Origin of the sequence: Shouchella tritolerans, from assembly GCF_025770735.1 — a bacterium.
Lineage (GTDB): Bacteria > Bacillota > Bacilli > Bacillales > Bacillaceae_D > Shouchella > Shouchella tritolerans.
On record NZ_JAODPB010000008.1, the window covers coordinates 1 to 25844 of the forward strand.

The following is a 25844-nucleotide window of genomic DNA, read 5'->3' on the forward strand; positions in this document are numbered from 1 at the left end:
CCATCGCCGACCTGTTGCCGCTGCCACCGTTCTCGATGGAACCAGTCCTTCGCTACGTGCAACAAGGCAAAGACCATGTCCGTGTGACGGCGGAAAGGCTTGGTAACCTGGACGAAGCCAACGACACGGTGCTCTCAAGCGCAAAAAGCACTTTGCAAGAACTGACGACCGTTGTCAGCCAAGTAGCCAACTGGACCAGTGGCGGCGTGATCCCTTCCCCAGAAACGCAGGCGGAGATCGATGCCAATATGGAAGAGCTGTACCAAAATGTCGTGACACAAGCGATCCAAATGGCCCCACTAGACCGAAGCCATATCAACGGCCGCGAAGGGGATCTGTACCAAGACGTCTTGCCGCTCGAATTTCTGTATACAGGCGCCTACGCCCCGCTATACAGTGGCCTGAAGGCAGCTAACTGGTATTACTTGAACCATTTCCCTGTCAGTGCCATCCTAAGCAACGAGCAGGCCCTGCAAGCGTGCCGAGCGCCAGCGATGGGAGCAACCCATGCCGTTACCCCGGGGTATTTCCCGTTATTTGCGCGCCTATCGAGCCTGCCCGCAAACGCGACCGTCTCGCCGGCAATCCTGACACGGCAACTGAAACAGCTGGTGCCGATCCAATACCAATGGTACCAAGCCCAACTCCGTACCCAAGCGACTCAAGTGGACACGTCGCAAGTGGTCACCATACCAGAATATATGTTTACGGATGAAGAAGTCGCAGCCATCAACACGTACCTCGAGAACAACCCTCCGAGCGAGGAGAGGTTGAAGACAAATCCCATTGTTGCTGGAGTGGTCGACTTTTTCTTCGGTGACTTCCTCACGCTCGCCGACCCAGAAGCTTCGCTTGGGGAGAAAGCCCTAGCAACGACGTTTATCTTAGTGAAGCCAGCGAAAGTGGCCGAACTAGGATATGACTTGTCGAAGGCGAGGAAGGTGAAGACTGGGGGGAAGGGGATAGATAATTCTAATAGACTTATTCCAGGTACACCTGGTATTGTTACAGGAGGTAACTCTAATAAGTTAGGAAAAAATATGTTGGAAGATATGGGGCTTAAACGTTCTACAAAATGGAGTGGATATCAAGCACAACATATTATTCCTTCTGAAATGGCAAATAATCCTGTTATACAAAAAATTGGAATGAATTTTGATGACTCAACAAATGGAATTTTTCTAAGAGTGCCAGATAATGAGATTAGTACCATGTCTAGGCATAGGGGATATCATTCTGTTTATAATGAAGTAGTTGAAAGAGCATTAAACAGAATGGATATAAATCAAAACGTTGATAATTTACAAAAGCAAGTATACGAGTTACAAAGTAACCTAAGAAAATTACAGGAGAAAGGTCTACCTTTGTACCCAAGCCAAGGGGCAACAGTAGAACTTTGGGAAAGAAAGCTTAAACAGTTGGAAAAATAATTGTATATGAAAATATGGTAAGGAGGTAAGTATTTATGGATAAAAAAGATATTATTTTCCTTGAACAGTTACTTTATAATACAGATAAAGATTATGTAGTAAGCCAGTTAAAGAATATAGACAACCCTTTATTACTCCATTACTTTGCTGCAAATTATAATTGGAATAGTGGATTTGATGTACCAACAGTCATCTTAGATAATGAGGCTTGTGATTTAGGGACAGGTTTACTAATGTTCCATTATGCAGATGGCTATCGTTTGTTAGAGAGTTCAGATGAAATTTCAAGTTCTTCATTAGAGGAATGGAAAGTTTTTTTGGGAAAGATTTATAATAAACTATTAAACTTAGACTTTAAATCACAAGACATTTCCTTTGACCCTGAATTAACCAAAATTCAAAAGTATAAGTTAAAAAAGAATAACCCTGACCTTCCGGATGTTTTAATTAGTAAGTCTCCAGGCAAAGAGATTGATATACCTAAGATATGATGTGATTTATTAGAAACCTTGATTGGCAAAATGCATTTCAAGGTTTCTTTTTTGTGGGGGCTACCTAGTGCCGAATAAACGACTTATTATTTTCAGAGTGGAGATAAGCCTTGTAAGCCCTATTACAGAAGATTTGACCCCTGTATTTGAATTAGAAGATGTGGGCGGTTATGGACGAGATTTAGCGTTGTATCTGATTAAACAAAAATACATTGTAAAATTCGTTAATTCCTCTTTATTTTGGGACGCTCAATGCGTCACAGATGTTCTAATTCGTAAGCTGCCTTACCTACCAGACACTCCACCATCGGATATTCATTGGATAATCTCTCAACTTGTAGGTAGAAGAAATGCTTTAGTGAAAGCCTAAACCCGCTTTGAAGATATATGCAATTAAACTATCGTTATCCAAGCTACAAGGATTCAGAAGTAGATGGCAAAACGGCACTAGCCTTTTGGGAAAGCTATTCTTTACCTTCTCATTTTGAGGGAAAACCAGTAAAAGGATTACGAACATTCCTCATCCGCTTTAATTACAGAAATAGGAGACATTCATCGGTTTTCAAACTCTGACAAACTAGCAAGATATGCTGGAATAGTCCCTTAAGGCGATAAGGAGACGATGAAGAAAACGAAACAAGACAATCGAAAGCTATATGACACCTTTTACAACGCGATTGGAAACGGTTTCGTTGGGATTTGCCATCCCAAGTTACTCCATTAATAGGAGGTTGAAAGTACTTGAAAAAGCTTGATTTTAAGACTTATGGAGAATTTACTGATGAAATGTTAAATCTTAAGTATGACTCACAAATAATATATGAGGGATATACCGATAACTTAATAACTTCAGTAACAGGTGATTTAGAACTAAAACTAAACTATGGTACGAGTAATACTTATTCGGTACTCGCTAGAAAATTTGGTGACCGTGTAGTATGGATACCAAAGCTTCCATTGGACTCAGATTATAGATACAAAACGATTGTTTTTACTTTGAGGCAGTTTGTAGATTTATGGACATTTTTAAAATATAAGGCAGAAGATGATTTAGAAATTATAAAGAATATACGTTCAGATGAATTAAAACTCATATGGATGATGGGAGCTAGAGGGGTAGAACGAATTGATGATACATCAAGTCTAATTCAATCAGTTAAAAAGAATATCCTTGCACTCTCTCCAAGTTTAGAACAACAGGATACCACTTTTAATAATCTTATTCAAAAATAATTGGGTATTAAATAAAGATAGGCTAATAGAAGGAGGAGACAATTGGGAATGTTTTATTGCTTATCTTGACAATGGAGTACATGAGGAGTGGGAGGTTTTTAAAAAAGATCAGGAAGATGTTTTATATATTCACTTAGGTAGTGGATATTGTTTACCAATTTAACAATAGTAGCGGCTATCGAATGATAGCCGTCTTTTGGTTAGAGTACGGAGTGTCATATTTAGACAATAGAAAGATACTTGTAAGCTCAATATGATGTTTTAACAAAGATAAGGAAAGGATTAGCACCGTAAGGAAAAAGTTATTTGAAAGAGGTGTAAATAATGATTGAGATAAAACCAAGTACTGCAAAGTTTAATGAGAGAGAGTTCAACAATTTTCAAAAAGAACTAGGGGCAAGTTTGCCAATTGAATATAAAAAATTCCTAGAAAAAAATAATGGTGGCGCTCCGGAAGTAAATATTGTTGAACTTAAAAATGAAGAAATAAAGTCATTTTCTGTTACCGATTTTTTTGGGATTAATAACGCGAAAATAAATGACTTAAGATCACAATATGAAACTTATAAAGAACGGATACCAAGTAGGAATATACCTATATGTCGGGCAGAGGGAGGCAATATAGTTTGTTTAAATATTGATAATGGGTTAATAAGTTTATGGGACCATGATACTGAACTTATGAATGAAAATTTCTTGCCTACTAATTCTTTTTTAAAAGTTGCGAGCAGTTTTGAAGAGTTTTTAGTTTTATAAAACCATATGACCATGAAGATGCTTTAGATGATTACAAAGTTGAAGACGTGTGGATTGATCCTGATTTTCTAAAAGAATTAAAAAGTGATAAAGATTAACGTGCAATACTTAGAAAAACTTGATTTGCTATAAAGAACTGCCCCCGAAGAATGGACCCTTTAAAAAGTTCGTTTCTCGGGTTTTTGTTTTCTATTACAACGAACCCGGTATAATTAAATCAACTAAGAAGAACGACGAATGTAAAAATGAGTAAACGATTTTTACTATTCTTGAGTAGAAACAGTTAGAATTTAAACCATTTCCCTGTCAGTGCCATCCTAAGCAATGAACAGGCGCTGCAAGCGTGCCGAGCGCCAGCGATGGGAGCAACCCATGCCGTTACCCCGGCGTATTTCCCGTTATTTGCGCGCCTATCGCACCTGCCCGCTAACGCGACCGTCTCGCCGGCAATCCTGACACGGCAACTGAAACAGCTGGTGCCGATCCAATACCAATGGTACCAAGCTCAGCTCCGTACCCAAGCGATTCAAACGGATACGTCTCAAGTGGTCACTACACCAGGATATATGTTTACGGATCAAGAAGTCGCAGCTATCAACACGTACCTCGAGAACAACCCTCCGAACGAGGAGCGGTTGAATGAAAATCCCATTGTTGCTGGAGTGGTCGACTTTTTCTTCGGTGACTTCATCACGCTCGCCGACCAGAAGCTTCGCTCGGGGAGAAAGCCCTGGCAACGACGTTTATCTTAGTGAAGCCAGCGAAAGTGGCCGAACTAGGATATGACTTGTCGAAGGTGAGGAAGGTGGAGACTGGGGGGAAGGGGACGGTTAAAGCTGTAACATTGAGTGAGAAATCCCTGGATCATGCAAATATAGGTGACTTTACTATAAACCCTAAAACAGGAAAAATATCTAAAATGAGTGGTGGTGGGCATGGTCAAGATAATATAGATTTTCTTAAACAAAATGGCATCGAATACAATATTGAAAGAGTTTATCCTAACGGGGTAAGGGTTGGCAATGTACCAGACCACAAGGCAAAAGGGAAGCGAACAGGTAATGGTCAAGCATGGTTTCCTGAAAATTGGTCTAAGGAAGATATAAAGAAAGCTGGAGAACATGAATTAATATGCCTGAACACAAGAATATTGCTGATGGTGTAACAGTATTTGGTGATTACAATGGTGTTAGGGTAGGCGTAATCAAAACAAATGGAGAGATAGGAACTATTTTTCCAGATAGTATGTTACAACCATAGTTATAAAGGGAGGAATTAACATTGTTTGAGGAAAGAGTTAGAGCAGTCTTAGGTGCACGAGCATTACTAGATGATAATGATCCAAGAGTCGAGCAAAAATGGAAAGAGCTAATTGTATTACTAAGTGAAGATGAGAACCTAACTCTGAATTTCTTACAGGTTTGTACAAAAACAGAACTTTCATTTTTAAGTGAGATTTTTGAGGAAGTGGCATATAATTTGCAAAGTAAAAAGTATATTGAATTACTATACTTACTAGATCAAAGATACCCAGACTTAAACTTGAAGAGAAGTATACAGATTGCTGAGGAATACATGGATTAAATAGTGGTAACAAAGTTTTCGAATTCAAAAGTTTGTGTGAAAAAATATTAATTTAGACTAATTACTTTTTTAGTAGAAACAAGTATTAATGTTGTATAGAGAGAGAAATTCTGATTCCCAAAAAAACCTTGATTGACTAAATGAACTGCAACCCGAAGAATGGACACTTTAAAAAGTTCGTTTCTCGGGTTTTTTTATGTCAAAGAACTGGATAACGAAGATTTTGAAAGAGGAAATTGGTAGGAATACCTATGAAACCTTGATTAGCTAAAAGCTTTTCAAGGTCTCTTTTTGGTGGTGCTACTTAATGCCTAAACTTCAAACTGATTTAGATGATGGTCCAGGTGCTTATATAATTGTTTTCCCCATTGTTCAGGAGTCAGTTTACCAAAAAAGGGATGTGGTGAGACGTGCATTTTCCGGGCCGTTGTTCTGGAATGTTATAATTTGGTCTCTTCCTCCTCAAACATTCCCAACAAAAGAGCCGCAACGGCTTGCTCGTGTGCGGCTTCCTTTTTGCTTCACCATTAATCTAAAAAGCGCGTTTTTATTTCAGGGGAGGGGATCATGCATTGCTCTCGTTTGCCGAAGAAGTGGTAACGGTTTCGCGCAAACCAGCGGTAAGCCGGGTCGCGAATGAAGGGAGGGACAAGAATAAGTACATAGAGAATTTTCCATAGTCCGGTTAGTTTTTTGCAAATTCGTAGGACTGCGGTTGATTCGGTTACATACTGCTCTCCTTCAATCAACACGAGTGAACGTAGGTTTTTGTCGGAAATGCCTAGTGTGGAGAAATAAGATTCCGCTACCGGCGACTGCAAAGAGGCAAACAAAAAATAACCGTTCTTGTCATGGTTGACAATAAACTGGACTGAATGGTTGCATACATTGCACACGCCATCAAATAGAAGAACGGCATGTTTCTTCGGATCGTAAAAAGTAGGACCCATTTAGACCACGCCTTTTTTATGTGTTGGTTTAACTTTGTAGATCGAGTCTAAAACTGCTGTAGATGATTTTTTATTTGCGATAGGTGGTGTTTGTTGCGGTTAACGTCTGTACGTCCATTTTACCACAAAATAGCAAAAAGACGACCATTGCTTGTCTCAAGCAGGAAAGTAGATTTTTGTGACTATACTCGGTACGCTGAAAGTAGGGGAGGGATTGCTTTGCATTATCATTTACATAGACAAACAGAGATGGAGCCGCGCGTGAATATGCTGTTTTCGATGGCAGAGGAGAATTATGAGCGACTTCGCGGGCTTTTAGAAAAGGTGTCGGAAGAAGAGCTTTTCTATAAAGGGCCTGGCCAAGCATACAATAGCATTGGCCAGCTGTTGAAGCATTTGGCTTTTGTGGATTTGCAGTGGAATTACCGAATCAAGGAAAAACCTCTTCCTGTCGAGCTTGAAAAAGCATATGGGCCAGAACTTGATGCAACAGGGAAGCTGCCTGCCGTTGAGAGCGGCTCGACCATCGTCGATGTGCTTGATGCTTACGACTTCGTGTTCCAATCTTTTAAGGAAACGTGTAAAATGCTTAAGGATGAAGACTTGGATAAGGCCATCCCTTACAACGATCATACAGCGACAATTGGTTGGGGCATTTGGCATATGGCTGACCATAGTCGTTACCATCAAGCCCATATTGTTTTGATGCGAAAATGGTTTCGGAAGCTTGGTTGATTCAAATAATGCCCTTTTTCTAGCACTTGTTAAAGGTGTTTGGCTAATAGCACATGCCCCCTAAGGCGAACAGTTGGTTTGCTTTAGGGGGCTTTTTGTCTATTTACTGATGTCCCATCAAGTCGTCATTGCTTGAACGGTTTGCGCCAACAAATCGATTCCTTTCTCCAGCTCTGGGAGTGAAGCGTAAGCAAACGAAAGCCGCAAATGGTGGTGGTTGTCTCGATCATATAAGTAGCCTGGATGAATAAGGACTCCTTTTTGTAATAGTTTTAAAAAGAGTGCTTTTGTCACCAGAGGTTGATGGAAGCGGAGCCAGATGTAAAACCCTCCCTTAGGCTTTTGCCAAACGGCTATGTTGTGAAAATGTTTGGTCAGCAATGCTTCCATGAGAGTAGCCCGTTGCTGTAGGTTTTCCCGCAGTTGCTGCAGGTGGGTTTCATGATGTGGCGAAGCGAGCCAAGTGGCAGCAAGTAGCTGTGAAAAGCCGCTGGCCCCGTAATCAAACTGCATTTTTATGTCCGCTAACCTATCGACGACTGGTTCAGGGGCAACCACCCAACCGATTCTTAATCCAGGGCTAACCGTTTTGGAAAGGCTGCCAAGATATAAGACATTTCCGGCCGTGTCAACCGATTTTATCGCCGGGGGGATGGCGGAAAAAGCGAGCTCATTATACACATCGTCTTCCACAATCGGAATTTGCAAATTTGTCCAATGCTGGTAAAGGTCGTGTCTTTCTGCCTCCGTCAATATCGCCCCTGACGGATTGTTTAGCGTCGGGATCGTATAAAACAATCCATGCTTCTGTGACTTGCTGTATGTCATGTTTTCGGCGCCAGAACGAAGGCGAGAAAGGCGCATGCCCGCTGATTGGAACAAGTGCAACAACTCGATATAAGAGGGTGCCTCGTAGTAAATGGTGGAATGCTGTGGCAACAATCCTAGTGAGATGAGCTGGAGTGCTTGGAGCGCGCCGGAGACGATAAGAATGCAGTCTGGGGATGTCTGGATGCCTCTTTTTTGTAAGTGGATGGCGACTGCATGTCTAAGCGCTTTGTGCCCTTTAGGCTCTGAATACCCGATTGTTCGCGGGTCAAGGGAAATCGATTGCCACACTTCTTCCAATTGTTTCGTAGGAAGGAGGCTAGGCGATAATTCCCCTGTGCCAAGGCGGATGATCTCTTTTGTTTCATATTCATTAATAAGCTGGATCGTCTGCAAGTTAGGCTGGTGAATGCCTGCTCGTATTCGTTCTTTCCAGTGATATTGACGGGGAAAGAGTGTTTGCCAGCTATTGTGGGCTACATACGTGCCTGACCCTGTTTTGCTTTCGAGCCATCCTTCTGCTTTTAACTCATCGAGGACATCGATGATCGTTGAGCGGTTGACCCCTAATTGCTCGGCTAATTTTCGTTGAGAAGGAAGCTTTGTTCCTGGTGGCCATTCGCCTTGGTAAATGCGGTCAAGCATCCGTGTATAAATTTGTTCAAAAAGGGTTGTTTGGCTGTGTCGGTCTAGTTGAATCTCCATGGTGTATCCCTTCAAAATTGGTTGGGTCTTTTCCCAGCCAATTGGTGGTGTTGTTTTTATTAAACCACAGCTAAGGTAAGAGAGGAAGAGCAAAATCAATAAAAGGATGAAGGTAATGGGAATCGCTTTTTTACATGGCATGATTTTATCAATTGGGCTCATATTGCCCCTTGGTCCACAAAATTTGTTCATTTTTAATCAAGGAGCGACACATAAAAAGCTGTTAAACGCAATGCCAGCTGTCATAACGGCATCATTATGCGATACGGCTCTCATTTTGCTTGCTGTCATGGGGGTGTCGGCAGCGGTGCTTGCGATTCCTGGACTGCAAGTGTTCTTGCTCGTTTGCGGGTTTATCTTTTTGCTATGGATCGGACAATCGATTTGGCGAGCACAACCTGAACATGCCAGTGCCGTAGACGAAACGTTGTCAATGAAAAAGCAAGTGTTATTTGCTCTGTCCGTGTCAGTTTTGAATCCTCACGCGGTATTGGATACAATTGGCGTAATAGGCACGAGTTCGCTTCGCTATGAAAGTTTAAGTGAAAAAGCGCTGTTTGCGCTAGCATGCATTGCTGTTTCTTGGCTCGCTTTCTTTTTGCTTGCGGCTGGTGGGAAGACGGTGCGGGCGATCGATAAGAGAGGTACATGGCTTGTGCTCGTCAACAAAGTCTCGGCCATTTGCATTTGGGCGATGGCGCTGCTTATTGGCGCCCAACTCGTGCAAATCATTTTTAAGTAAACGATATGTTAGGAGGCTAGCAGCTTTTATCGTGGCTAGCCTTCCAGCGAGCACTCGACTTGCGAGAAAATAAAATGAGTCACAGTCGACGCGTACGGGCTTGCAGAATCAATAAACGCCTCGGCGTCGGCAAAGCTTGCAAATTGCAGTTTGAGCAAATAACAAGCTTTGCCTGCGACGCGGTAACAAAATTCTACGTTCGGCAACGTTTGGATATAGTGTTTGAACGCGTCATAGCGCCCATGTTTAATCGATGCTTCGACAATGCATTGGATCGGCAAGCCCAATTTCTCATAGTCGACTTCAATCGTATATTTTTTGATCAATCCAAAGGATTCCATGCGTTTTACCCGTTCTGCCACCGATGGTGAAGACAAACTGACGCGCCGCCCGAGTTCTGCCATCGACAAGCGGCTGTTTTGCTTTAAAAGCTTTAATAGACTTCTGTCGGTTTCGTCCATTTTCATTTTAATGTATTTCCTTTTTATTAGTTCGATTTATAAAGTGAAAACAATAAATTCATTACGTTTCCTATGTTTATCAGAATGATCACTTTATATAATTGAATTGTACAAAGGAGGCAAACAAATGGCAAGAATCGAGAAATCACCTATCGGCCAAACGCCATTCCAACAGTTGCTTGGCCATAATCCGAATATTTTAGAAGCATGGGGAAATTTGGCCACCCAACTAGAGCGGGAAGGAAGTCTTAGCGAGGAGCTAAAAGAGCAAGTTAGAAGAACACTTGCTCAAGGAAACGGCTGTGCTTATTGCAAGGCGAAAGGAAAGCCAGATCAGCACCATGTCGACGAGAAGACGGTGTTGGCAACTGGTTTTGCGGACATTTTCCTTAAGAACAGAGACGCGATTGATGAAAAGCTGTTCCAACTGTTGAGAGAGCAGTTTTCTACAAAAGAAATAAGCGAGCTTTGTGCGTTTATTGCCTTTACTACCGCCCAGCAATATTATGGCGCAATGATGGGGTTGGAGGCAGAACCGCCAAGTAGCTAGGAAAGCAAATCGGAAGAAACAGGCGGAGGCAGCCCTGGCGTGATGCAATGATCGGGAATGCCTCGGTTCCTAAAAAGCACGGTTGCGCTACCGGAAGGAAAAGGTTATTCGTGCCCCCTCGGTAGCGGCCGTATCCTCTAAGAAAGTTATTTGATTTGCATTCCTTCGTTCCCGTTCACGGGTGTGAGCGGAATCGCTACATGTACGGAACCCCCTCCTGAAGCGGCATTCTTAATCGAGAGGCGGCCATTATGAAGCTTGGCAACATTGGCAGCGAAAGTGAGGCCAATGCCGTAATGGTTGTTTGTATGTCTGCTTTTCTCTTCCATAAAAAAGAGCTCTGTCGCCCGCTTTAATGCTTCAGCAGAAAACCCCTTGCCTGTGTCCGTCACAGTAAAGTGGAAAGTCGTTGATGTGCAGGTTGCCTCAATTAAGATAGATCCTTGTTCAGGTGTGTAATCAATCGCATTGGTGACAATGTTTAGCAAGGCACGATGGAGAAGATGTTTGTCGACTTCAGCCGTCGTTAACTCGTTTTTTCGGCAGACGATTTTAACGTTTTTGCTTCCCTTGTAAGCTGAAGCGTCTGCCAACAACGTTTCAATGAATGGAGCTAAGTCGGTTTTACGTAATGTCAGCGGCATAGATCCGTCTGTATGGGACAAGTGGATCAGTTGGGAAATGTATTGCTCGATTTTATGGACCGCGTTTAAAATATAGTGCGTATACGCCGACTGATCTTCTTGTTGCCCGCTCAAGCTTAATAACTCTGCATTCCCTTTGATGATCGTTACCGGGATTTTAAGGTCATGGGCGAGGGCACCAATTTGTTCACCTTTGGCTTTTTCCATATGCCACTGCGTGTTCAATGAATGCTGGAGGGACTGTTTCATTTCGAGCAGGGAGTCAATAATCTCGTCAAATTCCTTGATTTTAGAAAACTCAGGGGTGAAATCGAGATTCTGCTCTTTAATATGTTTCGTAATGGAATGCAATTTTTTAAACTGTTTTTTCATCCTGTTGGCAAAGTGTGTCGTTACAGCAAAAGCGGTCGCGATAAGAAGGATAACGAGCAGGGCGATGCTTGTTAGTTCATAGTTAGGCAAATACTGCCGCAAGAAAGAGGAACGGAACTCCGCTCGCAATGGGTATTCGACTACGCCATATTCATCGGGCCGTTCAACAACCATATAGCCAGTTTGGCGAATATGGTTTGTATAGGGCTCATCGGTAAGCATGCTTTTCACAGTTTGTAAACTCTTGTCCGATAGCGTCCCTTTTGTTTTAACGTTTAACTCTTTATCAAAAATGGCGTAAGACATCATCTCAGGGATCATGTTTTCCGTCACTTGTTCCACTGATTCTAATGACGGTCTCAGCTTTTCGGCTTCGCGCTCATAATGATTAGCTGGGTAAACGAAGCCTACATTTAATGCGATTATATGAAGCAGCAAGTAGAGGGCGGCCACCATCGTTAGGCTAACGCCTAATGTCATCATATAAAAAGTCAGTTCCCGTCGCAGCGTCTTGTTTCGGTTGCCTATTCCCATTTGTATCCGATTCCCCAAACTGTTTTAATCGGGTCCACTTCGTGTTCTTTGCATTTTTTGCGGATGGTGCGGATAAACTCCGTAATCGTACCATGCAAGGCATTGCCGTCTAACCCGTAAATTTCATCGTAAATTTGGTCCCTTGAAAATGTGCGTCCTTTGTTTTGCGCCAAAAAGGCGCAAATTTTATATTCATTCCTTGTCAAGTTTAGCTTTTGGTTGTTGATATACACTTCTTTATTGTCAAAGTCGAAGACAAACCCTGAGATCACCCGCTTGGTATGGTGTTTTTCCCGGTTTTCCCGGCGCAAATGGGCGTTTACTCTAGCGCTGAGTTCGAGTACGCTAAACGGTTTTGAAATATAGTCGTCCCCACCGCTTGTAAACCCTTCTACCACTGCCGCTTCCTCTGCCTTCGCTGTTAAAAACAGAATCGGGCAATCAACAATAGGCCGGATTTTTTGGCATAAATCAAAGCCATTGATATGGGGCATCATCACATCGAGCAAAATCAAGTCGTAACCAGCAAAAGCGTTAAGAGCAACTTTGTCTGCTTGGGCGATCGTATCGACTTTATGTCCATCACGCTGCAAAATATTTTCGATAAGCACTAAAATGTCTTGTTCGTCATCGACTGCGAGAATATTAGCCATCTGTTAACCATTCCTTGTTGAACGTTCTTTTTTACTCACCGATGAGGGAGAGAGCCAAAAATCTTATTCTGACGCCTTTCTTCCTTCCCAACGATGAAACCAAATACTGCTTATGACCGTTACGAATAGTATAACAGATGCGACGATCATGAACCCAGTACGCATTTCTTGTTGAATAAATGACAAAAAAGCTGGTTCCAATTGTTCATACTCAACGATTCCCGCATACCCGGATAGCCGTATCCCCCAAGCCCAAGGGTTATATTGCCACCAAGCATCACCTAGCCCTGTGCCCATAAGCGCCGTCATTAGCAAGCCAGCGACGCCAAACAAGGCAGACGCGCCGATTCCAAACAAACAGCTAACAAAAAAATAGAAAAAGTAAAGAACAAGGCTTGTGACAACTAGCCATGCCCCGCCAATCAAAAAAGGCAGAATCGAGAGTTCGGCATTCGATAAGAGAAAACCTAGCCACAATAAACCAATCGCCAAAAAGATAGAAACGCCGTTTAGCACAATGAGAAATGTCATTTTGCTAAAATACGGAATGAGTTTCGGTAATGGAGCGCCGACAATATTTTGGAAGTGACCCGCTCGTTCTTCTTGAGAAACGGTCAGACCGCATACAAGGGCAATGACAAAAGGCAAGGCAATCGCTAATGGCGTCATAAACAACTCATAGATATGAGCGCCCTCGAGTTCCCGGGCGTGGAAATAAAGCAGGCATACCGCTGAATACAGCAGGGGAGCGAGTAAATGGAGCCACATAAAAGCAGTGCGTTTCGTTTTAAGAACGTCGGCATATAAACATCGTAGCAATTGCACGCCTTTATGCCACCTCCTGTTTCGACTTCTGCACAACAGCGAATGAGAATGACTTTTGAGAGATCACAAGCAATACCGCGAACAACAATAAAGAAAGAATGATGGCGATTGGGATGACTGTCGTGCTAAGCAATGGGTCGCCTTCTTCAAGGGGTAAGCCATTTGGATGGATGCCAATCGTTGGGCTCATTGTTCGAATCGGCCAGCTCCACGGCCATACCCACCAGTAAGCTTTCGAGGCAGCGATAATGCCGAATATTAGGCAACCAAAAAGGTTGACGATTAGGGAAACAGCAAAGCCGAATTTTTTAGCAAGCATGAGACAAAACGGAATTTGCCATAATGTCGTCACCCACAGTAAGAAGCAAGCAGCGATAACAGGGAAAGGACCGACTGGAAATAGCGGGAAAACCATTTCGATTACAAACATGACCACAAGAAAAATCAGTTGTGAAGCAAGGGAATAAAGGGCAATAACGCTTGCTTTCGCTAGCCAAACGAGCCGCAAATCGACAGGGGCTGAATAGATGCCGTTGTAGTTGGATGCCTGTTTTTCCCGTATGTGACACAAAGCGCAGAACAAAGCAATCATCATCGGCATAAACAAAATCGACCACCAATTGAAGGTGAGAAACACAAAGTATTCCATGTTCATGATAAAAGAAAAAGCAACCGCTAAAAGCGGAACGATGCCAATCATTTTTCGCGCAAATGTTCTTTTTAGCTTTAGATTTTCAGCTTTCATGTATGAGATGAACATTGTTTATTTCCTCCTGTTTGTTTTTACAACTTCCATAAACAGACTTTCTAAGTCATCTTCGCCTTTGATGCTGTCTTGGTAGCCGAGGCGCCCCTCGCTTATGATGCCAATGTGGTCTGCCATTAATTGGACTTCCGACAAAATGTGGCTTGATAAAATGACGGTCATGCCCTTTTGCGGAAAAGACGTAATCAGCTCTCTTAATTCTTGGATGCCAAGTGGGTCCAATCCGTTCGTCGGCTCGTCAAGGATGAGCAATTTCGGCTGGTTCAAAAGAGCAATGGCAATGCCGAGCCTTTGTTTCATTCCCATCGAAAATTGGCCAGCTTTTTTCTTGCCAGTATAGGTTAAATCGACGGTATGGAGGACTTCCTCGATTCGTTGTGTAGGAAGCCCCCGCAATAAGGCATGTACTTTCACATTTTCAAATGCTGTTAAATTGCCATAAAGGGGCGGGGCTTCAATCAGAGAACCAATGTCTTTTAACATAGACCGGTTCCAGCTGCTGCCGTCAAATAAAATCTCCCCAGAACTGGGGCGTAAAATGCCCGTTAACATTTTTAGCGTTGTTGATTTTCCTGCACCATTAGGGCCAAGCAACCCATAGATGCTGTTTTTTGGTACGCGTAGTGATACATCTGCTACAGCTGCCTGTTTGCCAAAGCGTTTGCTTAGCTGCTTCGTTTCTAACATGATTGTGCTCACAAAGACCTCTCCTTTTCCATATCATCGGTTAACTGAGATAAGGATAGCGGATATTTATCAATAATTAATCAAGAAATGGGGGGAACATTCAATTTCTTACAAACAGGTCTCCGTGACCTCAAGCAGGAAAGAGGCAGCAATCATTATTAGTCGATGAAAGAGCTGATTTCCCTTGTGGAAGGCGCTGGTATTGCATTGTATACGTTCTAATGGAAGAATTAATTACTAGAACCTGCTATATCTCTCATGCTCCTAGATACATATGGTATACTATTGGAAAAAAATCAAAATTGGAGATTGTTATGGATCCATTAATTAGATTAAAAGAAAGCCTACCCGAACTGACGAATGCTCAAAGAAATGTGGCAGATTATATATTAAAAAACCCTTCAGAAGTTGCCTTTTTGACTGTAAATCAATTGGCTCAATGTGTGAAAACAAGTACAACGACAATAATGAGATTAACTTCTAGATTAGGTTATTCAGGATACAGTGATTTTCAAGAGGGGTTACAACAATTAATTAGAGAACTAACAGCTCCTCACCAACGTTTAGAGGTTAATTTAGAGAATTTGGATAAAAATGATTTATGGGGGAATACAATTAACCATCACCTTCATCAAATTCAATCTGTGATGGGACATATATCAGGATCTCAATTAGATGAGGTTGTTCAAAAAATCATTTTCTCAAGACGTGTGTATTGTACAAGTGTACTTAGTGGATTACCTGTTGCTCAATATTTAAAACAAGGACTAAATAGAACGGTTGGGAATTGTAAACTTATGATTGCTGACACAACAAGTGATTGGGTAGATGATGTCATTACAATGCAACCGAGTGATTTAATGATAGCTATTAGTTTTCCTCGATATGCAAGAAGAATTATTCACTATATGAAGATTGCAAAACAACAAGGGACAAAAATTGTGGCTATTACAGATAGTTATTCATCTCCGGTAGTAGAATATGCTGACGTGGTCCTACCTTGTAACTCAGATAGTTTAGCCTTTCACAACTCACCTATAGTAGCTATGGTTGTGGCTGATTATCTGATATCAGCTACAGCAATTGAACAATCGGAGGCAACTAAAAAACGCCTGGATCAAATCAATCGAATTCTAACAAACACTCAATACCACTATCAAGCTTTAGAAGAGTAATTGATTGCTTGCCTGATAACAAGCTCTTTAAAGGACAACACAGTCTTTTGAAGAGCTTATTTTTATTAATAAAGATGAAAGGGTTTACACCTAATCAAATGCTTGTTATAGTAATAAATATTATTTTTTTTATTTAATAGGTAATAAAAATTACGGAGAGTGGTTTAAATGGACAAAAATAATTTCGACGTAATAAACAGGATGAAAAGCATTGGTTCTTCTGTGTTTGCTGATGTTATGGAAATTAAGAATGTTATGGATTATCGTATGAAGCCCATAAATTTGTCGGCACCCTTAGTAGGTCAAGTAAGAACTGTTTCTGTGCCACCTGGTGATAATTTATTTTTACACTATGCTATGTATCAAGTAGAGGCTGGAGACATTATTGTGGTGGACGGTAAAGATTATAAAGAATCGGCTTATCTAGGCGAGCTTATGGCAGGAGCAGCGCAAAAGTTAGGCATTAAAGGAATCATTATCGATGGTCTAGTTAGAGATAAAAAAGAGCTCTCTCAATTAGATATCCCAATTTATGCAAAAGGATTTATATCGACTGGACCAAGTAAGGAAGGGCCAGGTGCGTTTGATTGTACCATCACATGTGCAGGTGCCACTGTATCTCCTTATGATTACGTGATTGGAGATGAAGATGGGGTAGTAGTGGTTCCTCGAGCTGATGCGGAGAGCATTCTAGAAAAGGCTGAAAAGAAATTAGCCTATGAAAAAAAGCGTTTAGATAAAATCAATACTTATAACATGCAAGAAAGTAACAACGCTCAATCTATTAAACCAGATTGGCTTCAGGGCAAGATGGAGAAATTCAACTTATCATGATAAGAACAAAGGAGTTAAAACGATGAATATAGGTTTTATAGGATTTGGTGAAGTAGGATATGAAATGTCTAAGGGATTTCAGAGTTATGATAACGGTCAAACAATCTATGTCTATGACCCATTACACGAAAGTGAAGCGACAAGACAAAGGGCAAAGGAAGCAAATGTTAATCTCGTAGATGATCCAATAAAAGTCGTTCAAAACAAATTAGATATTTTATTTGTCGCTGTACCTGCTTTGTACGCACATGACGCTTGGAGCTCAATTGGAAAATACTTGAATGTAAAAACATTATGTGTAGATCTAACGACTGCAAGCTCAAAAATGAAGCAGCAGATTAGTAAAGAGATGCCTATTCGAAATGGGATCATTGACGGTGCAATTATGGGACCACTAAAAGGAAATCAGCAAAAGGTTCCGATGTTGATAAGCGGTGCAGGGGCACTGGGGTTTGAAAAGTGGGGAAAAAGCTTTGATATGAATCTTACTTGTATAAGTGAAAACGTTGGTGATGCGACTAATATTAAATTTATTCGAAGCATCTTCACTAAGGGGCTTTCTACACTCCTTCACGAGGTTATGGAAATAGCAGATAGCTTAGAGTTAGACGATATAATACTCGCTTCTATTACAAGTACAATCGATAATGAACCTTTTGAGGTTATTTTAAATCGCTTGATTACAAGTAACGTACTCCATTCAGAAAGACGAGTACAAGAAATGGACAATGTAATGGAGTTTTTAATTGAAAATAAAGTGGTACCGCAAATGACACAGGCAACCCGTAATAAGCTCGTTGAAATAACAAACTCAAATATAAAAGAGAAATTCGCTGGAAGAGAGCCACAACATTGGAAAGAAGTTATGCGAACGTTAAGACATAAGTAAAAATGTGAGGAGGGGTTATAATGGGTATTATTGCCCTTGTTATTTTTGTAAGCGTATTAATTTTTTGGAGTATCAAACTGAAAAGAAATCTTGGTGAGGCTGCGTTAGTTGGTTTTGTGGCAATTGTGCCTTTAGGCGGAACGGAAACCCTTACTTTATTCGTAAGAGGAATTACGTTTGCTTCTACATTCTCTGTCCTCTATGCGGCAATTGCCTTTATATTTATGGCTTACGTTATTGATAAATTCGGTATTGTTGAGAAGCTTCTAGCTATTTTAAACTCACTTGTTGGAAGACTCCCAGGAGCCCCGGCAGTTATGGATGCCGTTGGTTCTTCGGTAATGGGAACCTTATCCGGAGGGGATTCAGGAAATACAGCAGCAACTGGATCTATTACGGGTCCGTGGATGCTTAAAAACAAGTGGAACAAAGAAATAGCTGCATCAGTGTTGGTTGGGAATGGTGGAATGGCTTCTGTTTTGCCGCCTACTACCTCAATGTTTATTATTTTAGGGTTTGCACCTGTGGCAGCAGCCATCACAACAGGGGAATTTTATATTGCGTTGTTAATTGCAGGGGCCTATCAGTTTCTCCACCGATTAATTTTGATTGGTTACTTTGTGAAAAAACAAAATATTAAAGCGTTCCCGGCTGAAGCATTAGATCCATTAAGAGTTTCATTAAAAAATGGCTGGAGTTCAATGTTAATCTATTTAGGTGCTATCATTCCTTTAATTTTAACAATTGGCCCATTAGCCGATTATTTAAAAACTATCCCTGCTCTGGGTGAAGAAGTGTTAAAAAGTATTGATATTGTCATTTGGATTCCGACACTAATGATCGTCATATCATTTCTAATAGCCAGAAAATCAGTTCCAAGTTCAACAAAAGACTTATTTACGTTTGTAAAGAATTCAATTCCCCGTTTTACTGTCATTGGCTCTTTAATATTCTTTGCTGTTGCCTCAAGTGAGGTATTAACGGCGTTAGGGCTATCTGAGAATATTGTCCAATTAATGAATGCGGCCAATACACCTGCTTGGCTGACAGTCATTTTGCTAGGAATTGGGATAACAGCTATTGCAGGTCCTTTAACATCGACGGGGACACTTACTGCAGTTGGCTTAGTATCCTATGAAATATTAGTATCTACTGGTTTTTCACCATTGATATCAGCTGTGGTAGTTATGACTTTTGCTTCCACTTCTGCACAAATGCCTCCAGCATCAGGATCAATTTACATTGCTTCTGGTATTGTTGGGGCCAAGCCAGAAAAGACATTTGCAATGTTAATATTTTACTATGCTCTTCCTGTCATTCTGATAGGATGGTTCATTGCAATGGGAATATTGCCAATTTGGGGAGGTTAGGATTATGCAAGCGGTCTTAGAAAAATTGTTTACAGTATCATTAATAGTATCGGTTTTATTAGCTCTAACAATGATATTTGGTCAAATAATTGGTCTTATTAGTGGTAATGGTGAGTTAGTGACTTTAAGTAGTGAATGGTTGAAGCGACCAACCATTATTTTGGCGGCCATCTTTTCTGGTATTGCTTTTGTACTTGGATACTTTCCAGCGTATAAAGATACGAGTGGTAATTGATAGAGAATGTAGAAGTTTGAATTACTACCTACAGATACAGACTCTTTATGTAATTGAGTTTTAATCAAGAGCAAAAACACCAAATGTGCGAATCGCAAACGCCTAAATAGACTCGTTAAACAATTTAATGATCTAACTAACAAACTTGGATGAGAAAGACCAATCAGCTGTAGCTCGCCTCTTTTCATATCTCTAATATATAAGGGAGTAAAGCTTACTCCCTTAAATTCGTTAAATGGATTCGATAAAACGCTTTGCGGAATGCAGTCGGCGTCATGCCTTCCGTTTTTTTGAAGAGGCGCATAAAATACTTTTCGTCTTGGATGCCGACGTCAGCAGCAACTTCTTTAATCGTTCGCCTCGTCCGCGATAGGATGTCTTTTGCTTTTGTCATTTTGACGAGTGTAATGTATTTTTGCAAAGACATGCCAATATGTTGTTTAAACTGCCGCGTTAAATAGTCTGGGTTGTAATTAAAATGATCGGAGACGCGCTTAACGGTAAGAGGTTGGTTCGCATATACCCGAATCCATTCCATAATGTGGGATAAATCGCGTTGAAGGCTCGTTTTCGTAAGAGGCGAAGCATAAGAGGCAATCAGTTGTTCTGATAATTCAATCAGCAATGACGTCATGATATAACTGGCGCCTAAATGAGTGCGACAACCTCCTTGGGCAAGGTCTGTTAGTTGATTAAACAAAATGTTCAGCCTTTCGATTTCTGGCGACTTGAAAAACGTCGGTATAAAAATGAACGAAGCAAGAATATGGCTGTACGGTTCTTGGCGAAAGCGCATAATCTGTTCGTCCATTTGTTTTTTGTCTAGATACGTTGCACGATGATTGTCTAAATTAAAGTGAAACCAATAGTAGGACAAGCCAGGTTTAGACGGTTCGATCCCCCTATGTTTAATGCCTTTTTTTAAAAGCAGCGTATGGCCAGGACCGACTTCGTATAGATGGCCTTCTTGCTCAATGAACAAAGAGCCGCGAATGCCGATCAACAATACGTAGCTGTCCAGAGTGCGGGTAGGATGGCAAAAGGGCTTCATTGTTTCGACTCGCCCAGCCGATGCGTAACGAACGGGTTCTAATGCATGAATCATTAAATAGTCGCTTTCCATGGATAAGTTGGCCTCCCCGTATTTTTTTCCATCGTACGAAAGAAGGGCGGAAAAGTCCACCTTTTCTTATTTCCTTGCTACCGACAGCAAAAACAAGGCTTGGTATGATCATTTTTGAAAGGGCTTACAACAAAAGGAGGATGACAATGCTTGAACAACGCAATCGCCATATGCGCGTAACTGACGATTTTTGGGGCCGTTACATTGACGTAGTAAAGGAAAAGGTTATTCCTTACCAATGGGGAGCATTGCATGATGACATAGAAGGAGCGGCGCCGAGCCATGCGATCGAAAACTTAAAAATCGCTGCTGGTGAAGCGGAGGGCGAATTTCACGGCTTTGTTTTCCAAGACAGCGATGTTGCCAAGTGGATTGAGGCCGCCGCTTATGCACTTGCCGAAAGGCCCGATCCTAAGCTGGAGCAACGCTGTGATGAACTCATCGCACTTATTAGCCGTGCCCAACAACCGGATGGCTACTTAAATACGTACTATACGATCAAAACACCGACAAAAAGGTGGACCAATTTGCGTGACAATCATGAACTTTATGTAGCCGGGCATTTGATTGAGGCGGCAGTCGCTTACTATGAAACGACAGGCAAACAGGCGCTTTTGGATGTGGTGTGCAAGTTTGCCGATTTAATTGACCAAGTGTTTGGCCCTGAACCTGGGAAACTTAGAGGCTATGACGGCCATCAAGAAATCGAGCTTGCGTTATTAAAATTATATCGCGTTAAAGGAGAACCACGCTATTTGCGGTTGGCGCAGTTTTTTATAGAAGAACGGGGAAAGGAGCCCCATTTTTTCGACGAGGAAGCAAAAAAACGAGGCGAGGACGGAACGTTTTGGTACCGCGGTCGATACGAGTATTCACAATCACACCTACCTGTACGGCAGCAGCAAGAAGCAACAGGCCACGCCGTTCGCGCGGTTTATATGTACACGGCCATGGCTGATTTAGCGAATGAAACAAATGATGAACAGTTGGCGAAAGTGTGCCGAACGCTCTGGGACAATGTGACCAACCGGCAAATGTATATTACAGGCGGCATCGGCTCGGCAGAATTTGGTGAAGCATTTACGTTTGCTTATGATTTGCCAAATGATTTGGCTTATACAGAAACATGCGCTTCGATCGGGCTAGTTTTTTGGTCCAAAAAAATGCTGGAACTTGAAGCAGACAGCCGCTATGGCGATGTCATGGAACGGGCGCTCTATAATGGCACCATCAGCGGCATCCAGCTTGATGGGACGAAGTTTTTCTACGTGAACCCCCTTGAAGTGTGGCCACAAGCTGCCAAGCACCGCCACGATTTAAAGCATGTAAAAACAGAGCGCCAACCGTGGTTCGGCTGTGCATGCTGCCCACCAAATATAGCGAGGCTGCTAGCTTCTATCGGCCAATACATTTATACAACGAAAAATCAAACTGGATTTATCCACCTTTACATCGGAAACGAATCGACACTAACAATCGGTTCAGGTGAAGTGACACTGAAAATGAAGTCTTCCTTTCCATGGGAGGGAGAGGTGGGATTGGAAGTGAACCCAGACACGAGCAGGCCATTTACGCTTGCCTTCCGTATTCCAAACTGGGCAAGCGATTATCAACTCACTGTCAACGGCAACTTTGTCGATGTGGAAGTCCGCAACGGCTACGCTTACGTGGAGCGGACTTGGCAAAAAGGCGACCATATTTCGATCCAGTTTCCGCTGGAAACGAAAGTGATCCATGCCCATCCCCAGGTAAGAGCCAACGCTGGCAAAATTGCGCTGCAACGGGGACCTATCGTATTTTGTGCAGAAGAAGCAGACAACGGCAGCAACTTGCAAAGTGTGGCAATCCGCTGCGAGGAAAACATCGACGCGTCCTTTGCTGATAATCGCTTAAACGGCGTGATCGTGCTCAAGGGAAAAGGCGTTCGTACAATCACCGCCAATGCAAACGAGTCTCTCTATTTGCCTAAAGAGGCGTTGCAAACAGAAGAAGTGACATTGCAGTTCATCCCTTATTATGCCTGGGCAAACCGTGGCGAAGGCGAGATGGCTGTTTGGCTGCGCCATATATAGCTTTTGAAAGGAGGAAAGGTCAATGAAAGGTCGGTTAAAGGACGCCTGTCATGTTGTCACGCTTCTAGCCGCCTTTAGTTGTTCCGGCTGCCTGTATGCTTCCGTTGGCACCAATGATCCAGTAGAGTTGCGTTTTACTTACTGGGGTGGGCCGCTAGAGCGGGAAGCAGTTGAAACATTAATTGCCACATTTAATAACGAGCATCCAGGAATTCAAGTGAGGGCACAGCTTGTCCCGATTAATAGCTATGTGGAGAAAATGAATGTGATGGCTGCATCGAAAACACTTCCCGACGTTGGCTATTTTCCAGAGGGCAGCTTGTACCCGTGGGTGGAAAACGGCATGCTTCGCGATTTGACGCCATTGTTGACAGGAGACGAAGCAAACGAAAAGCTCGATTATACGCTATACCAGTTTCATGATGGACCGATTGCTGGGGGCAGCGTTGCGAATGAAGTGATAAACATTTATTACAACAAACAATTGTTTGCAGAAGCGGGAGTAGAACTGCCGCCGACAAAAGCAGAAGAGGCATGGAGCTGGGATGAATTTGTCGAAGTCGCCAAAATGCTCACGGTTGACCGGAACGGACGGAGGGCGAATGAGCCTGGCTTTGATGAGAACCGGATTGAAACATACGGCGTCAGCAATTTTACGGGGTGGATCGACTCTTTCTTATTCAGCAACGGCGGCGGTTTTGTTGATGAAACAGGCAAAGAGTTGTTGATCGATCAACCTGAATCAATTGAAGTGCTTCAGCGCGTTGCCGACTTAATGTATGTGCATCATGTCATGCCGAAACCGTCTGATTTATCAACCGTACCAGCGACAGACACGGCACTTTTAACAAAGCGTGTCGCTATGGCCGTTGACGGCCAATGGGCGATGCAGGAGCTGGGTCGGGCGAGTGTCGAGGACGGCTTGGATTTTGGCATCGGCGTACTGCCGTATTTTGAACAACCAGCAACGACCAATTACGGCACGCCGATTGTTGCCTTTGAGACAGGGAAGGAAGGCGAGCATAGGCAAGCCGTTGATACGTTTTTAACATACATCATGGATCCAGAAAATGTGTTGATGCTTATTAATGAAGGGCTGTGGATGCCAAATGAAACAGCCTGGTACGATGATCGTGAAAAAATAGAGCGCTGGATCGGCACGCCGATTCATCCACCTGAATACGAAGAGGCAGTGATCGACTGGGCTAAAGACTATGTTGTCCAAAACCCAAATTATTTTTGGGATGATCGGCAAAAAGCAGGCGACATCATCTCACCTGCACTAGACCAGCTATGGCTAAACAACAAATCAGCAGAGGAAGTCGTCCATGAAGACATTATGCCAAGGATGAAACGCCAGTTTGGCGACAAATATGAGTAGGGAGGGGGCAAATGTGGACATTGAACCGGTGAAACCGTCGATGGGGGCTAGGAAAAAAACGACTCGGTTTGCGAGAAAAGAGCATATTGCTGGCTATCTGTTTACGCTGCCAGCGATTTTGGGCTTGCTCGTTTGGACGATAGGCCCGATTGTTGCCAGCTTGGTTTTGAGCTTTACCGATTACCAAGTGATCGCGGACACAATCAATTGGATTGGGTTCGACAATTATATGGCCATTTTCACAGAAGATCTTTATTTTAAGCAAGTACTTGTCGTTACGTTGTATTTTGCGTTTGCCAGCACGGCTGCTACACTTGTCGCTGCCTTGTTGATCGCTCTGCTTATGAACATGAAGATAAAAGGGCAAGGTCTGTGGCGGACGCTCTTTTATTTGCCTGTGCTTGTGCCAGCAGTGGCAGCGAACATTTTATGGATGTGGTTGTTTAATCCAGAATTTGGCCTGCTCAATGGCATTCTCCGCTTCTTTGGGCTCCCTGCTTCTATGTGGATCTATGACGAGGCATCGGTTATCCCGTCGCTGATTTTGCTAAGCGTATGGGGCTGCGGCGGTGCGGCGCTCATTTTTCTAGCCGGTCTCCAAGAAATCCCCAAAGATCAATTGGAAGCAGTCGAGTTGGATGGCGGTCATGCTTGGCATCAGTTTCGCTTTGTGACACTGCCTGCCATTTCGCCGATCATTTTCTTCAATTTGATTATGGGGCTCATTGGCGCATTTCAAACGTTTAATCAAGCCTACATTATGACAGAGGGAGGGCCCAATAACGCAAGTTTGTTTTATGTATATTTAATTTATCGAGAAGCATTTGTCCACAGCAATATGGGGTATGCAAGCGCGTTAGCGTGGATTTTGTTCCTAGTTGTCTCGTTGTTCACGGTGTTGATTTTTAGATGGGGCAAAGGCTGGGTTTTCTACGGAGGTGGCAAATAATGCGAAGTCGGGGATGGAAAATCGTCGCTTTATGCCTGTTGCTTTTCGGAGCGGCTCTGTCGTTGCTGCCATTTTTCTGGATGGTACGAAGTGCGCTCATGACCTCTTCTGAAATTTTCCAATTTCCGCCGAAAATTTTGCCGGATCATTGGCTATGGAGCAATTTTATCGAAATTTTTGAAGTGGTTGAATTCGGCTTGTATGTGAAAAATACACTGTTTATCCTTATTCCTGTCCTAATCGGGACAGTGTTGACAAGTTGCATGTGCGGTTTTGGTTTTGCACGCCTTCAATTTCCAGGGAAAAATATTTGGTTTACACTCATTATTGCCACGATGATGCTCCCACCTGCCGTCACATTAATCCCAACTTTCATGCTTTGGACGGAGCTTGGCGCCATTAATACGTATTGGCCTCTTGTGTTCCCAAGCTTTTTTGGCGGTGGCGGCTTCTTCATCTTCTTGATGCGGCAATTTTTTATGAGCATTCCCCGAGAACTGGACGAAGCAGCATTAATCGATGGCGCCAATTACCTGCAAATTTTTGCCTTCGTGCTCCTGCCCCTCGTCAAGCCAGCTCTACTAGTTGTTGCCTTTTTTACCTTTACGAATGTGTGGAATGACTTTTTCGGCCCATTGATTTACTTAAATGACGAGTCATTGTTTACACTGGCACTCGGCCTTTTGCAGCTTCAAGGCACGTATACAACTGACTGGAATTTAATTATGGCTGCTGCGACTGTCATGACGTTGCCAGCGATTCTTGTCTTCTTTCTTGGGCAAAAGTATTTTGTCGAAGGTGTTACGCTAACTGGCATCAAAGGATAAGAGAGGACAGTGTTCAACGAATTAGAGGAGCCTGTACGACCAT

30 protein-coding genes and 1 pseudogene are annotated in these 25844 nt (G+C 42.6%); 21 read left to right on the forward strand and 10 right to left on the reverse strand.

What is annotated here, in order from left to right:
• The 9 genes from N6H06_RS19635 to N6H06_RS19670 form a co-directional block, all read left to right on the forward strand.
• Nucleotides 1-1430, forward strand: a 1430-nt coding sequence (locus N6H06_RS19635) for an AHH domain-containing protein (protein ID WP_263707783.1), incomplete at its 5' end; no start/stop codon positions are given.
• Between the two features lie 35 nt (nucleotides 1431-1465).
• On the forward strand, nucleotides 1466-1921 hold the full coding sequence (locus tag N6H06_RS19640; RefSeq protein WP_213029407.1) for a DUF4274 domain-containing protein: 456 nt from the start codon (nucleotides 1466-1468) through the stop codon (nucleotides 1919-1921).
• Nucleotides 1922-1988: 67 nt separating this feature from the next.
• On the forward strand, nucleotides 1989-2291 hold the full coding sequence (locus tag N6H06_RS19645) for a hypothetical protein (protein ID WP_263707784.1): 303 nt from the start codon (nucleotides 1989-1991) through the stop codon (nucleotides 2289-2291).
• 180 nt (nucleotides 2292-2471) lie between these two features.
• The gene (locus N6H06_RS19650) at nucleotides 2472-2528 is read left to right on the forward strand and encodes a hypothetical protein (protein ID WP_450103996.1); all 57 of its coding nucleotides are present in this window, start codon (nucleotides 2472-2474) and stop codon (nucleotides 2526-2528) included.
• A 134-nt stretch (nucleotides 2529-2662) separates the two neighbouring features.
• Nucleotides 2663-3154, forward strand: coding sequence for a hypothetical protein (locus tag N6H06_RS19655; RefSeq protein ID WP_213029406.1), 492 nt, complete (start codon nucleotides 2663-2665; stop codon nucleotides 3152-3154).
• A 324-nt stretch (nucleotides 3155-3478) separates the two neighbouring features.
• Entirely contained in the window at nucleotides 3479-3910 is a 432-nt protein-coding gene (locus tag N6H06_RS19660) for an SMI1/KNR4 family protein (RefSeq protein ID WP_263707785.1), read from the forward strand.
• Between the two features lie 359 nt (nucleotides 3911-4269).
• Complete coding sequence (locus N6H06_RS23110; RefSeq protein WP_318527592.1) at nucleotides 4270-4662, forward strand: hypothetical protein; 393 nt, start codon at nucleotides 4270-4272, stop codon at nucleotides 4660-4662.
• Between the two features lie 53 nt (nucleotides 4663-4715).
• Nucleotides 4716-5075 (forward strand): EndoU domain-containing protein, encoded by a 360-nt coding sequence (locus N6H06_RS23115; RefSeq protein ID WP_318527593.1) that lies wholly within the window; start codon nucleotides 4716-4718, stop codon nucleotides 5073-5075.
• Nucleotides 5076-5191: 116 nt separating this feature from the next.
• On the forward strand, nucleotides 5192-5494 hold the full coding sequence (locus N6H06_RS19670) for a hypothetical protein (RefSeq protein ID WP_095253368.1): 303 nt from the start codon (nucleotides 5192-5194) through the stop codon (nucleotides 5492-5494).
• Nucleotides 5495-5805: 311 nt separating this feature from the next.
• Here the strand turns inward: N6H06_RS19670 and N6H06_RS19675 are convergent.
• Nucleotides 5806-5950 (reverse strand): annotated as a pseudogene (locus N6H06_RS19675) (DUF1569 domain-containing protein); the annotation flags it as partial.
• Between the two features lie 71 nt (nucleotides 5951-6021).
• Complete coding sequence (locus N6H06_RS19680; RefSeq protein ID WP_263707786.1) at nucleotides 6022-6444, reverse strand: thiol-disulfide oxidoreductase DCC family protein; 423 nt, start codon at nucleotides 6442-6444, stop codon at nucleotides 6022-6024.
• A 219-nt stretch (nucleotides 6445-6663) separates the two neighbouring features.
• Here N6H06_RS19680 and N6H06_RS19685 point away from each other — a divergent pair, with 219 nt between their 5' ends.
• Nucleotides 6664-7179, forward strand: a complete 516-nt coding sequence (locus N6H06_RS19685) for a DinB family protein (RefSeq protein ID WP_263707787.1) — start codon at nucleotides 6664-6666, stop codon at nucleotides 7177-7179.
• Between the two features lie 117 nt (nucleotides 7180-7296).
• Here N6H06_RS19685 and N6H06_RS19690 read toward each other — a convergent pair whose 3' ends face one another.
• Complete coding sequence (locus N6H06_RS19690; RefSeq protein WP_263707788.1) at nucleotides 7297-8712, reverse strand: aminotransferase-like domain-containing protein; 1416 nt, start codon at nucleotides 8710-8712, stop codon at nucleotides 7297-7299.
• Between the two features lie 106 nt (nucleotides 8713-8818).
• On the opposite strand from N6H06_RS19690, the gene N6H06_RS19695 reads away from it, so the two are divergent.
• Nucleotides 8819-9454 carry a LysE/ArgO family amino acid transporter gene (locus tag N6H06_RS19695; RefSeq protein ID WP_062750099.1) on the forward strand — a complete coding sequence of 212 codons (636 nt, stop codon included), beginning with the start codon at nucleotides 8819-8821 and terminating at the stop codon, nucleotides 9452-9454.
• A 35-nt stretch (nucleotides 9455-9489) separates the two neighbouring features.
• On the opposite strand, the gene N6H06_RS19700 is transcribed toward N6H06_RS19695, so the two are convergent.
• A complete protein-coding gene (locus N6H06_RS19700) occupies nucleotides 9490-9921 on the reverse strand; it encodes an Lrp/AsnC family transcriptional regulator (RefSeq protein ID WP_213029394.1) in 432 nt (143 codons plus the stop codon).
• 121 nt (nucleotides 9922-10042) lie between these two features.
• Here N6H06_RS19700 and N6H06_RS19705 point away from each other — a divergent pair, with 121 nt between their 5' ends.
• Nucleotides 10043-10465: a carboxymuconolactone decarboxylase family protein gene (locus tag N6H06_RS19705; RefSeq protein ID WP_062750097.1), complete on the forward strand. Its 423-nt coding sequence runs from the start codon at nucleotides 10043-10045 to the stop codon at nucleotides 10463-10465.
• 146 nt (nucleotides 10466-10611) lie between these two features.
• Here N6H06_RS19705 and N6H06_RS19710 read toward each other — a convergent pair whose 3' ends face one another.
• The 5 genes from N6H06_RS19710 to N6H06_RS19730 form a co-directional block, all read right to left on the reverse strand.
• Entirely contained in the window at nucleotides 10612-12015 is a 1404-nt protein-coding gene (locus N6H06_RS19710; protein WP_263707789.1) for a sensor histidine kinase, read from the reverse strand.
• Nucleotides 12006-12668, reverse strand: a complete 663-nt coding sequence (locus N6H06_RS19715; RefSeq protein ID WP_062750095.1) for a response regulator transcription factor — start codon at nucleotides 12666-12668, stop codon at nucleotides 12006-12008. Before N6H06_RS19715 ends, N6H06_RS19710 begins: the two co-directional genes overlap by 10 nt.
• Before the next feature lie 63 nt (nucleotides 12669-12731).
• Nucleotides 12732-13493 (reverse strand): lantibiotic immunity ABC transporter MutG family permease subunit, encoded by a 762-nt coding sequence (locus N6H06_RS19720; RefSeq protein ID WP_213029392.1) that lies wholly within the window; start codon nucleotides 13491-13493, stop codon nucleotides 12732-12734.
• Nucleotides 13494-13497: 4 nt separating this feature from the next.
• Nucleotides 13498-14253, reverse strand: coding sequence for a lantibiotic immunity ABC transporter MutE/EpiE family permease subunit (locus N6H06_RS19725; RefSeq protein WP_263707790.1), 756 nt, complete (start codon nucleotides 14251-14253; stop codon nucleotides 13498-13500).
• Between the two features lie 3 nt (nucleotides 14254-14256).
• Nucleotides 14257-14958, reverse strand: coding sequence for a lantibiotic protection ABC transporter ATP-binding protein (locus N6H06_RS19730; RefSeq protein WP_238583367.1), 702 nt, complete (start codon nucleotides 14956-14958; stop codon nucleotides 14257-14259).
• Between the two features lie 302 nt (nucleotides 14959-15260).
• On the opposite strand from N6H06_RS19730, the gene N6H06_RS19735 reads away from it, so the two are divergent.
• The 5 genes from N6H06_RS19735 to N6H06_RS19755 all read left to right on the forward strand — a co-directional run bounded on the left by N6H06_RS19735 (nucleotide 15261) and on the right by N6H06_RS19755 (nucleotide 19449).
• Entirely contained in the window at nucleotides 15261-16121 is an 861-nt protein-coding gene (locus tag N6H06_RS19735) for a MurR/RpiR family transcriptional regulator (protein ID WP_263707791.1), read from the forward strand.
• 168 nt (nucleotides 16122-16289) lie between these two features.
• Nucleotides 16290-16955 carry an RraA family protein gene (locus tag N6H06_RS19740; RefSeq protein WP_263707792.1) on the forward strand — a complete coding sequence of 222 codons (666 nt, stop codon included), beginning with the start codon at nucleotides 16290-16292 and terminating at the stop codon, nucleotides 16953-16955.
• Nucleotides 16956-16977: 22 nt separating this feature from the next.
• Complete coding sequence (locus N6H06_RS19745; RefSeq protein WP_263707793.1) at nucleotides 16978-17844, forward strand: DUF1932 domain-containing protein; 867 nt, start codon at nucleotides 16978-16980, stop codon at nucleotides 17842-17844.
• 20 nt (nucleotides 17845-17864) lie between these two features.
• Nucleotides 17865-19214: a TRAP transporter permease gene (locus N6H06_RS19750; RefSeq protein WP_263707794.1), complete on the forward strand. Its 1350-nt coding sequence runs from the start codon at nucleotides 17865-17867 to the stop codon at nucleotides 19212-19214.
• 4 nt (nucleotides 19215-19218) lie between these two features.
• Nucleotides 19219-19449 (forward strand): hypothetical protein, encoded by a 231-nt coding sequence (locus tag N6H06_RS19755; protein WP_263707795.1) that lies wholly within the window; start codon nucleotides 19219-19221, stop codon nucleotides 19447-19449.
• A gap of 214 nt (nucleotides 19450-19663) precedes the next feature.
• Here the strand turns inward: N6H06_RS19755 and N6H06_RS19760 are convergent, their stop codons facing one another.
• The gene (locus N6H06_RS19760; RefSeq protein ID WP_263707796.1) at nucleotides 19664-20572 is read right to left on the reverse strand and encodes an AraC family transcriptional regulator; all 909 of its coding nucleotides are present in this window, start codon (nucleotides 20570-20572) and stop codon (nucleotides 19664-19666) included.
• Between the two features lie 146 nt (nucleotides 20573-20718).
• Between N6H06_RS19760 and N6H06_RS19765 the strand changes: the two genes are divergently transcribed.
• From N6H06_RS19765 to N6H06_RS19780, 4 genes are read left to right on the forward strand one after another with little or no spacing between them, the layout of a single operon-like run.
• Nucleotides 20719-22644, forward strand: a complete 1926-nt coding sequence (locus tag N6H06_RS19765; RefSeq protein ID WP_263707797.1) for a glycoside hydrolase family 127 protein — start codon at nucleotides 20719-20721, stop codon at nucleotides 22642-22644.
• Nucleotides 22645-22666: 22 nt separating this feature from the next.
• A complete protein-coding gene (locus tag N6H06_RS19770; RefSeq protein ID WP_263707798.1) occupies nucleotides 22667-24025 on the forward strand; it encodes an ABC transporter substrate-binding protein in 1359 nt (452 codons plus the stop codon).
• Nucleotides 24026-24065: 40 nt separating this feature from the next.
• A complete protein-coding gene (locus N6H06_RS19775; protein WP_263707827.1) occupies nucleotides 24066-24974 on the forward strand; it encodes a carbohydrate ABC transporter permease in 909 nt (302 codons plus the stop codon).
• Nucleotides 24974-25801: a carbohydrate ABC transporter permease gene (locus N6H06_RS19780; RefSeq protein WP_263707799.1), complete on the forward strand. Its 828-nt coding sequence runs from the start codon at nucleotides 24974-24976 to the stop codon at nucleotides 25799-25801. The genes N6H06_RS19775 and N6H06_RS19780 overlap by 1 nt, the downstream gene beginning before the upstream one ends.
• The last annotated feature ends 43 nt before the right edge of the window (nucleotides 25802-25844 follow it).

Excerpts from the sequence above, each read along its gene's own strand:
- N6H06_RS19640 (WP_213029407.1), top strand. The coding sequence starts at position 1,466 with ATGGATAAAAAAGATATTATTTTCCTTGAACAGTTACTTTATAATACA.
- N6H06_RS19660 (WP_263707785.1), top strand. The coding sequence starts at position 3,479 with ATGATTGAGATAAAACCAAGTACTGCAAAGTTTAATGAGAGAGAGTTC.
- N6H06_RS23110 (WP_318527592.1), top strand. The coding sequence starts at position 4,270 with ATGGGAGCAACCCATGCCGTTACCCCGGCGTATTTCCCGTTATTTGCG.
- N6H06_RS19680 (WP_263707786.1), bottom strand. The coding sequence starts at position 6,444 with ATGGGTCCTACTTTTTACGATCCGAAGAAACATGCCGTTCTTCTATTT.
- N6H06_RS19690 (WP_263707788.1), bottom strand. The coding sequence starts at position 8,712 with ATGGAGATTCAACTAGACCGACACAGCCAAACAACCCTTTTTGAACAA.
- N6H06_RS19695 (WP_062750099.1), top strand. The coding sequence starts at position 8,819 with ATGAAGGTAATGGGAATCGCTTTTTTACATGGCATGATTTTATCAATT.
- N6H06_RS19700 (WP_213029394.1), bottom strand. The coding sequence starts at position 9,921 with ATGAAAATGGACGAAACCGACAGAAGTCTATTAAAGCTTTTAAAGCAA.
- N6H06_RS19705 (WP_062750097.1), top strand. The coding sequence starts at position 10,043 with ATGGCAAGAATCGAGAAATCACCTATCGGCCAAACGCCATTCCAACAG.
- N6H06_RS19710 (WP_263707789.1), bottom strand. The coding sequence starts at position 12,015 with ATGGGAATAGGCAACCGAAACAAGACGCTGCGACGGGAACTGACTTTT.
- N6H06_RS19715 (WP_062750095.1), bottom strand. The coding sequence starts at position 12,668 with ATGGCTAATATTCTCGCAGTCGATGACGAACAAGACATTTTAGTGCTT.
- N6H06_RS19725 (WP_263707790.1), bottom strand. The coding sequence starts at position 14,253 with ATGTTCATCTCATACATGAAAGCTGAAAATCTAAAGCTAAAAAGAACA.
- N6H06_RS19735 (WP_263707791.1), top strand. The coding sequence starts at position 15,261 with ATGGATCCATTAATTAGATTAAAAGAAAGCCTACCCGAACTGACGAAT.
- N6H06_RS19740 (WP_263707792.1), top strand. The coding sequence starts at position 16,290 with ATGGACAAAAATAATTTCGACGTAATAAACAGGATGAAAAGCATTGGT.
- N6H06_RS19745 (WP_263707793.1), top strand. The coding sequence starts at position 16,978 with ATGAATATAGGTTTTATAGGATTTGGTGAAGTAGGATATGAAATGTCT.
- N6H06_RS19750 (WP_263707794.1), top strand. The coding sequence starts at position 17,865 with ATGGGTATTATTGCCCTTGTTATTTTTGTAAGCGTATTAATTTTTTGG.
- N6H06_RS19755 (WP_263707795.1), top strand. The coding sequence starts at position 19,219 with ATGCAAGCGGTCTTAGAAAAATTGTTTACAGTATCATTAATAGTATCG.
- N6H06_RS19760 (WP_263707796.1), bottom strand. The coding sequence starts at position 20,572 with ATGGAAAGCGACTATTTAATGATTCATGCATTAGAACCCGTTCGTTAC.
- N6H06_RS19765 (WP_263707797.1), top strand. The coding sequence starts at position 20,719 with ATGCTTGAACAACGCAATCGCCATATGCGCGTAACTGACGATTTTTGG.
- N6H06_RS19770 (WP_263707798.1), top strand. The coding sequence starts at position 22,667 with ATGAAAGGTCGGTTAAAGGACGCCTGTCATGTTGTCACGCTTCTAGCC.
- N6H06_RS19775 (WP_263707827.1), top strand. The coding sequence starts at position 24,066 with ATGGGGGCTAGGAAAAAAACGACTCGGTTTGCGAGAAAAGAGCATATT.
- N6H06_RS19780 (WP_263707799.1), top strand. The coding sequence starts at position 24,974 with ATGCGAAGTCGGGGATGGAAAATCGTCGCTTTATGCCTGTTGCTTTTC.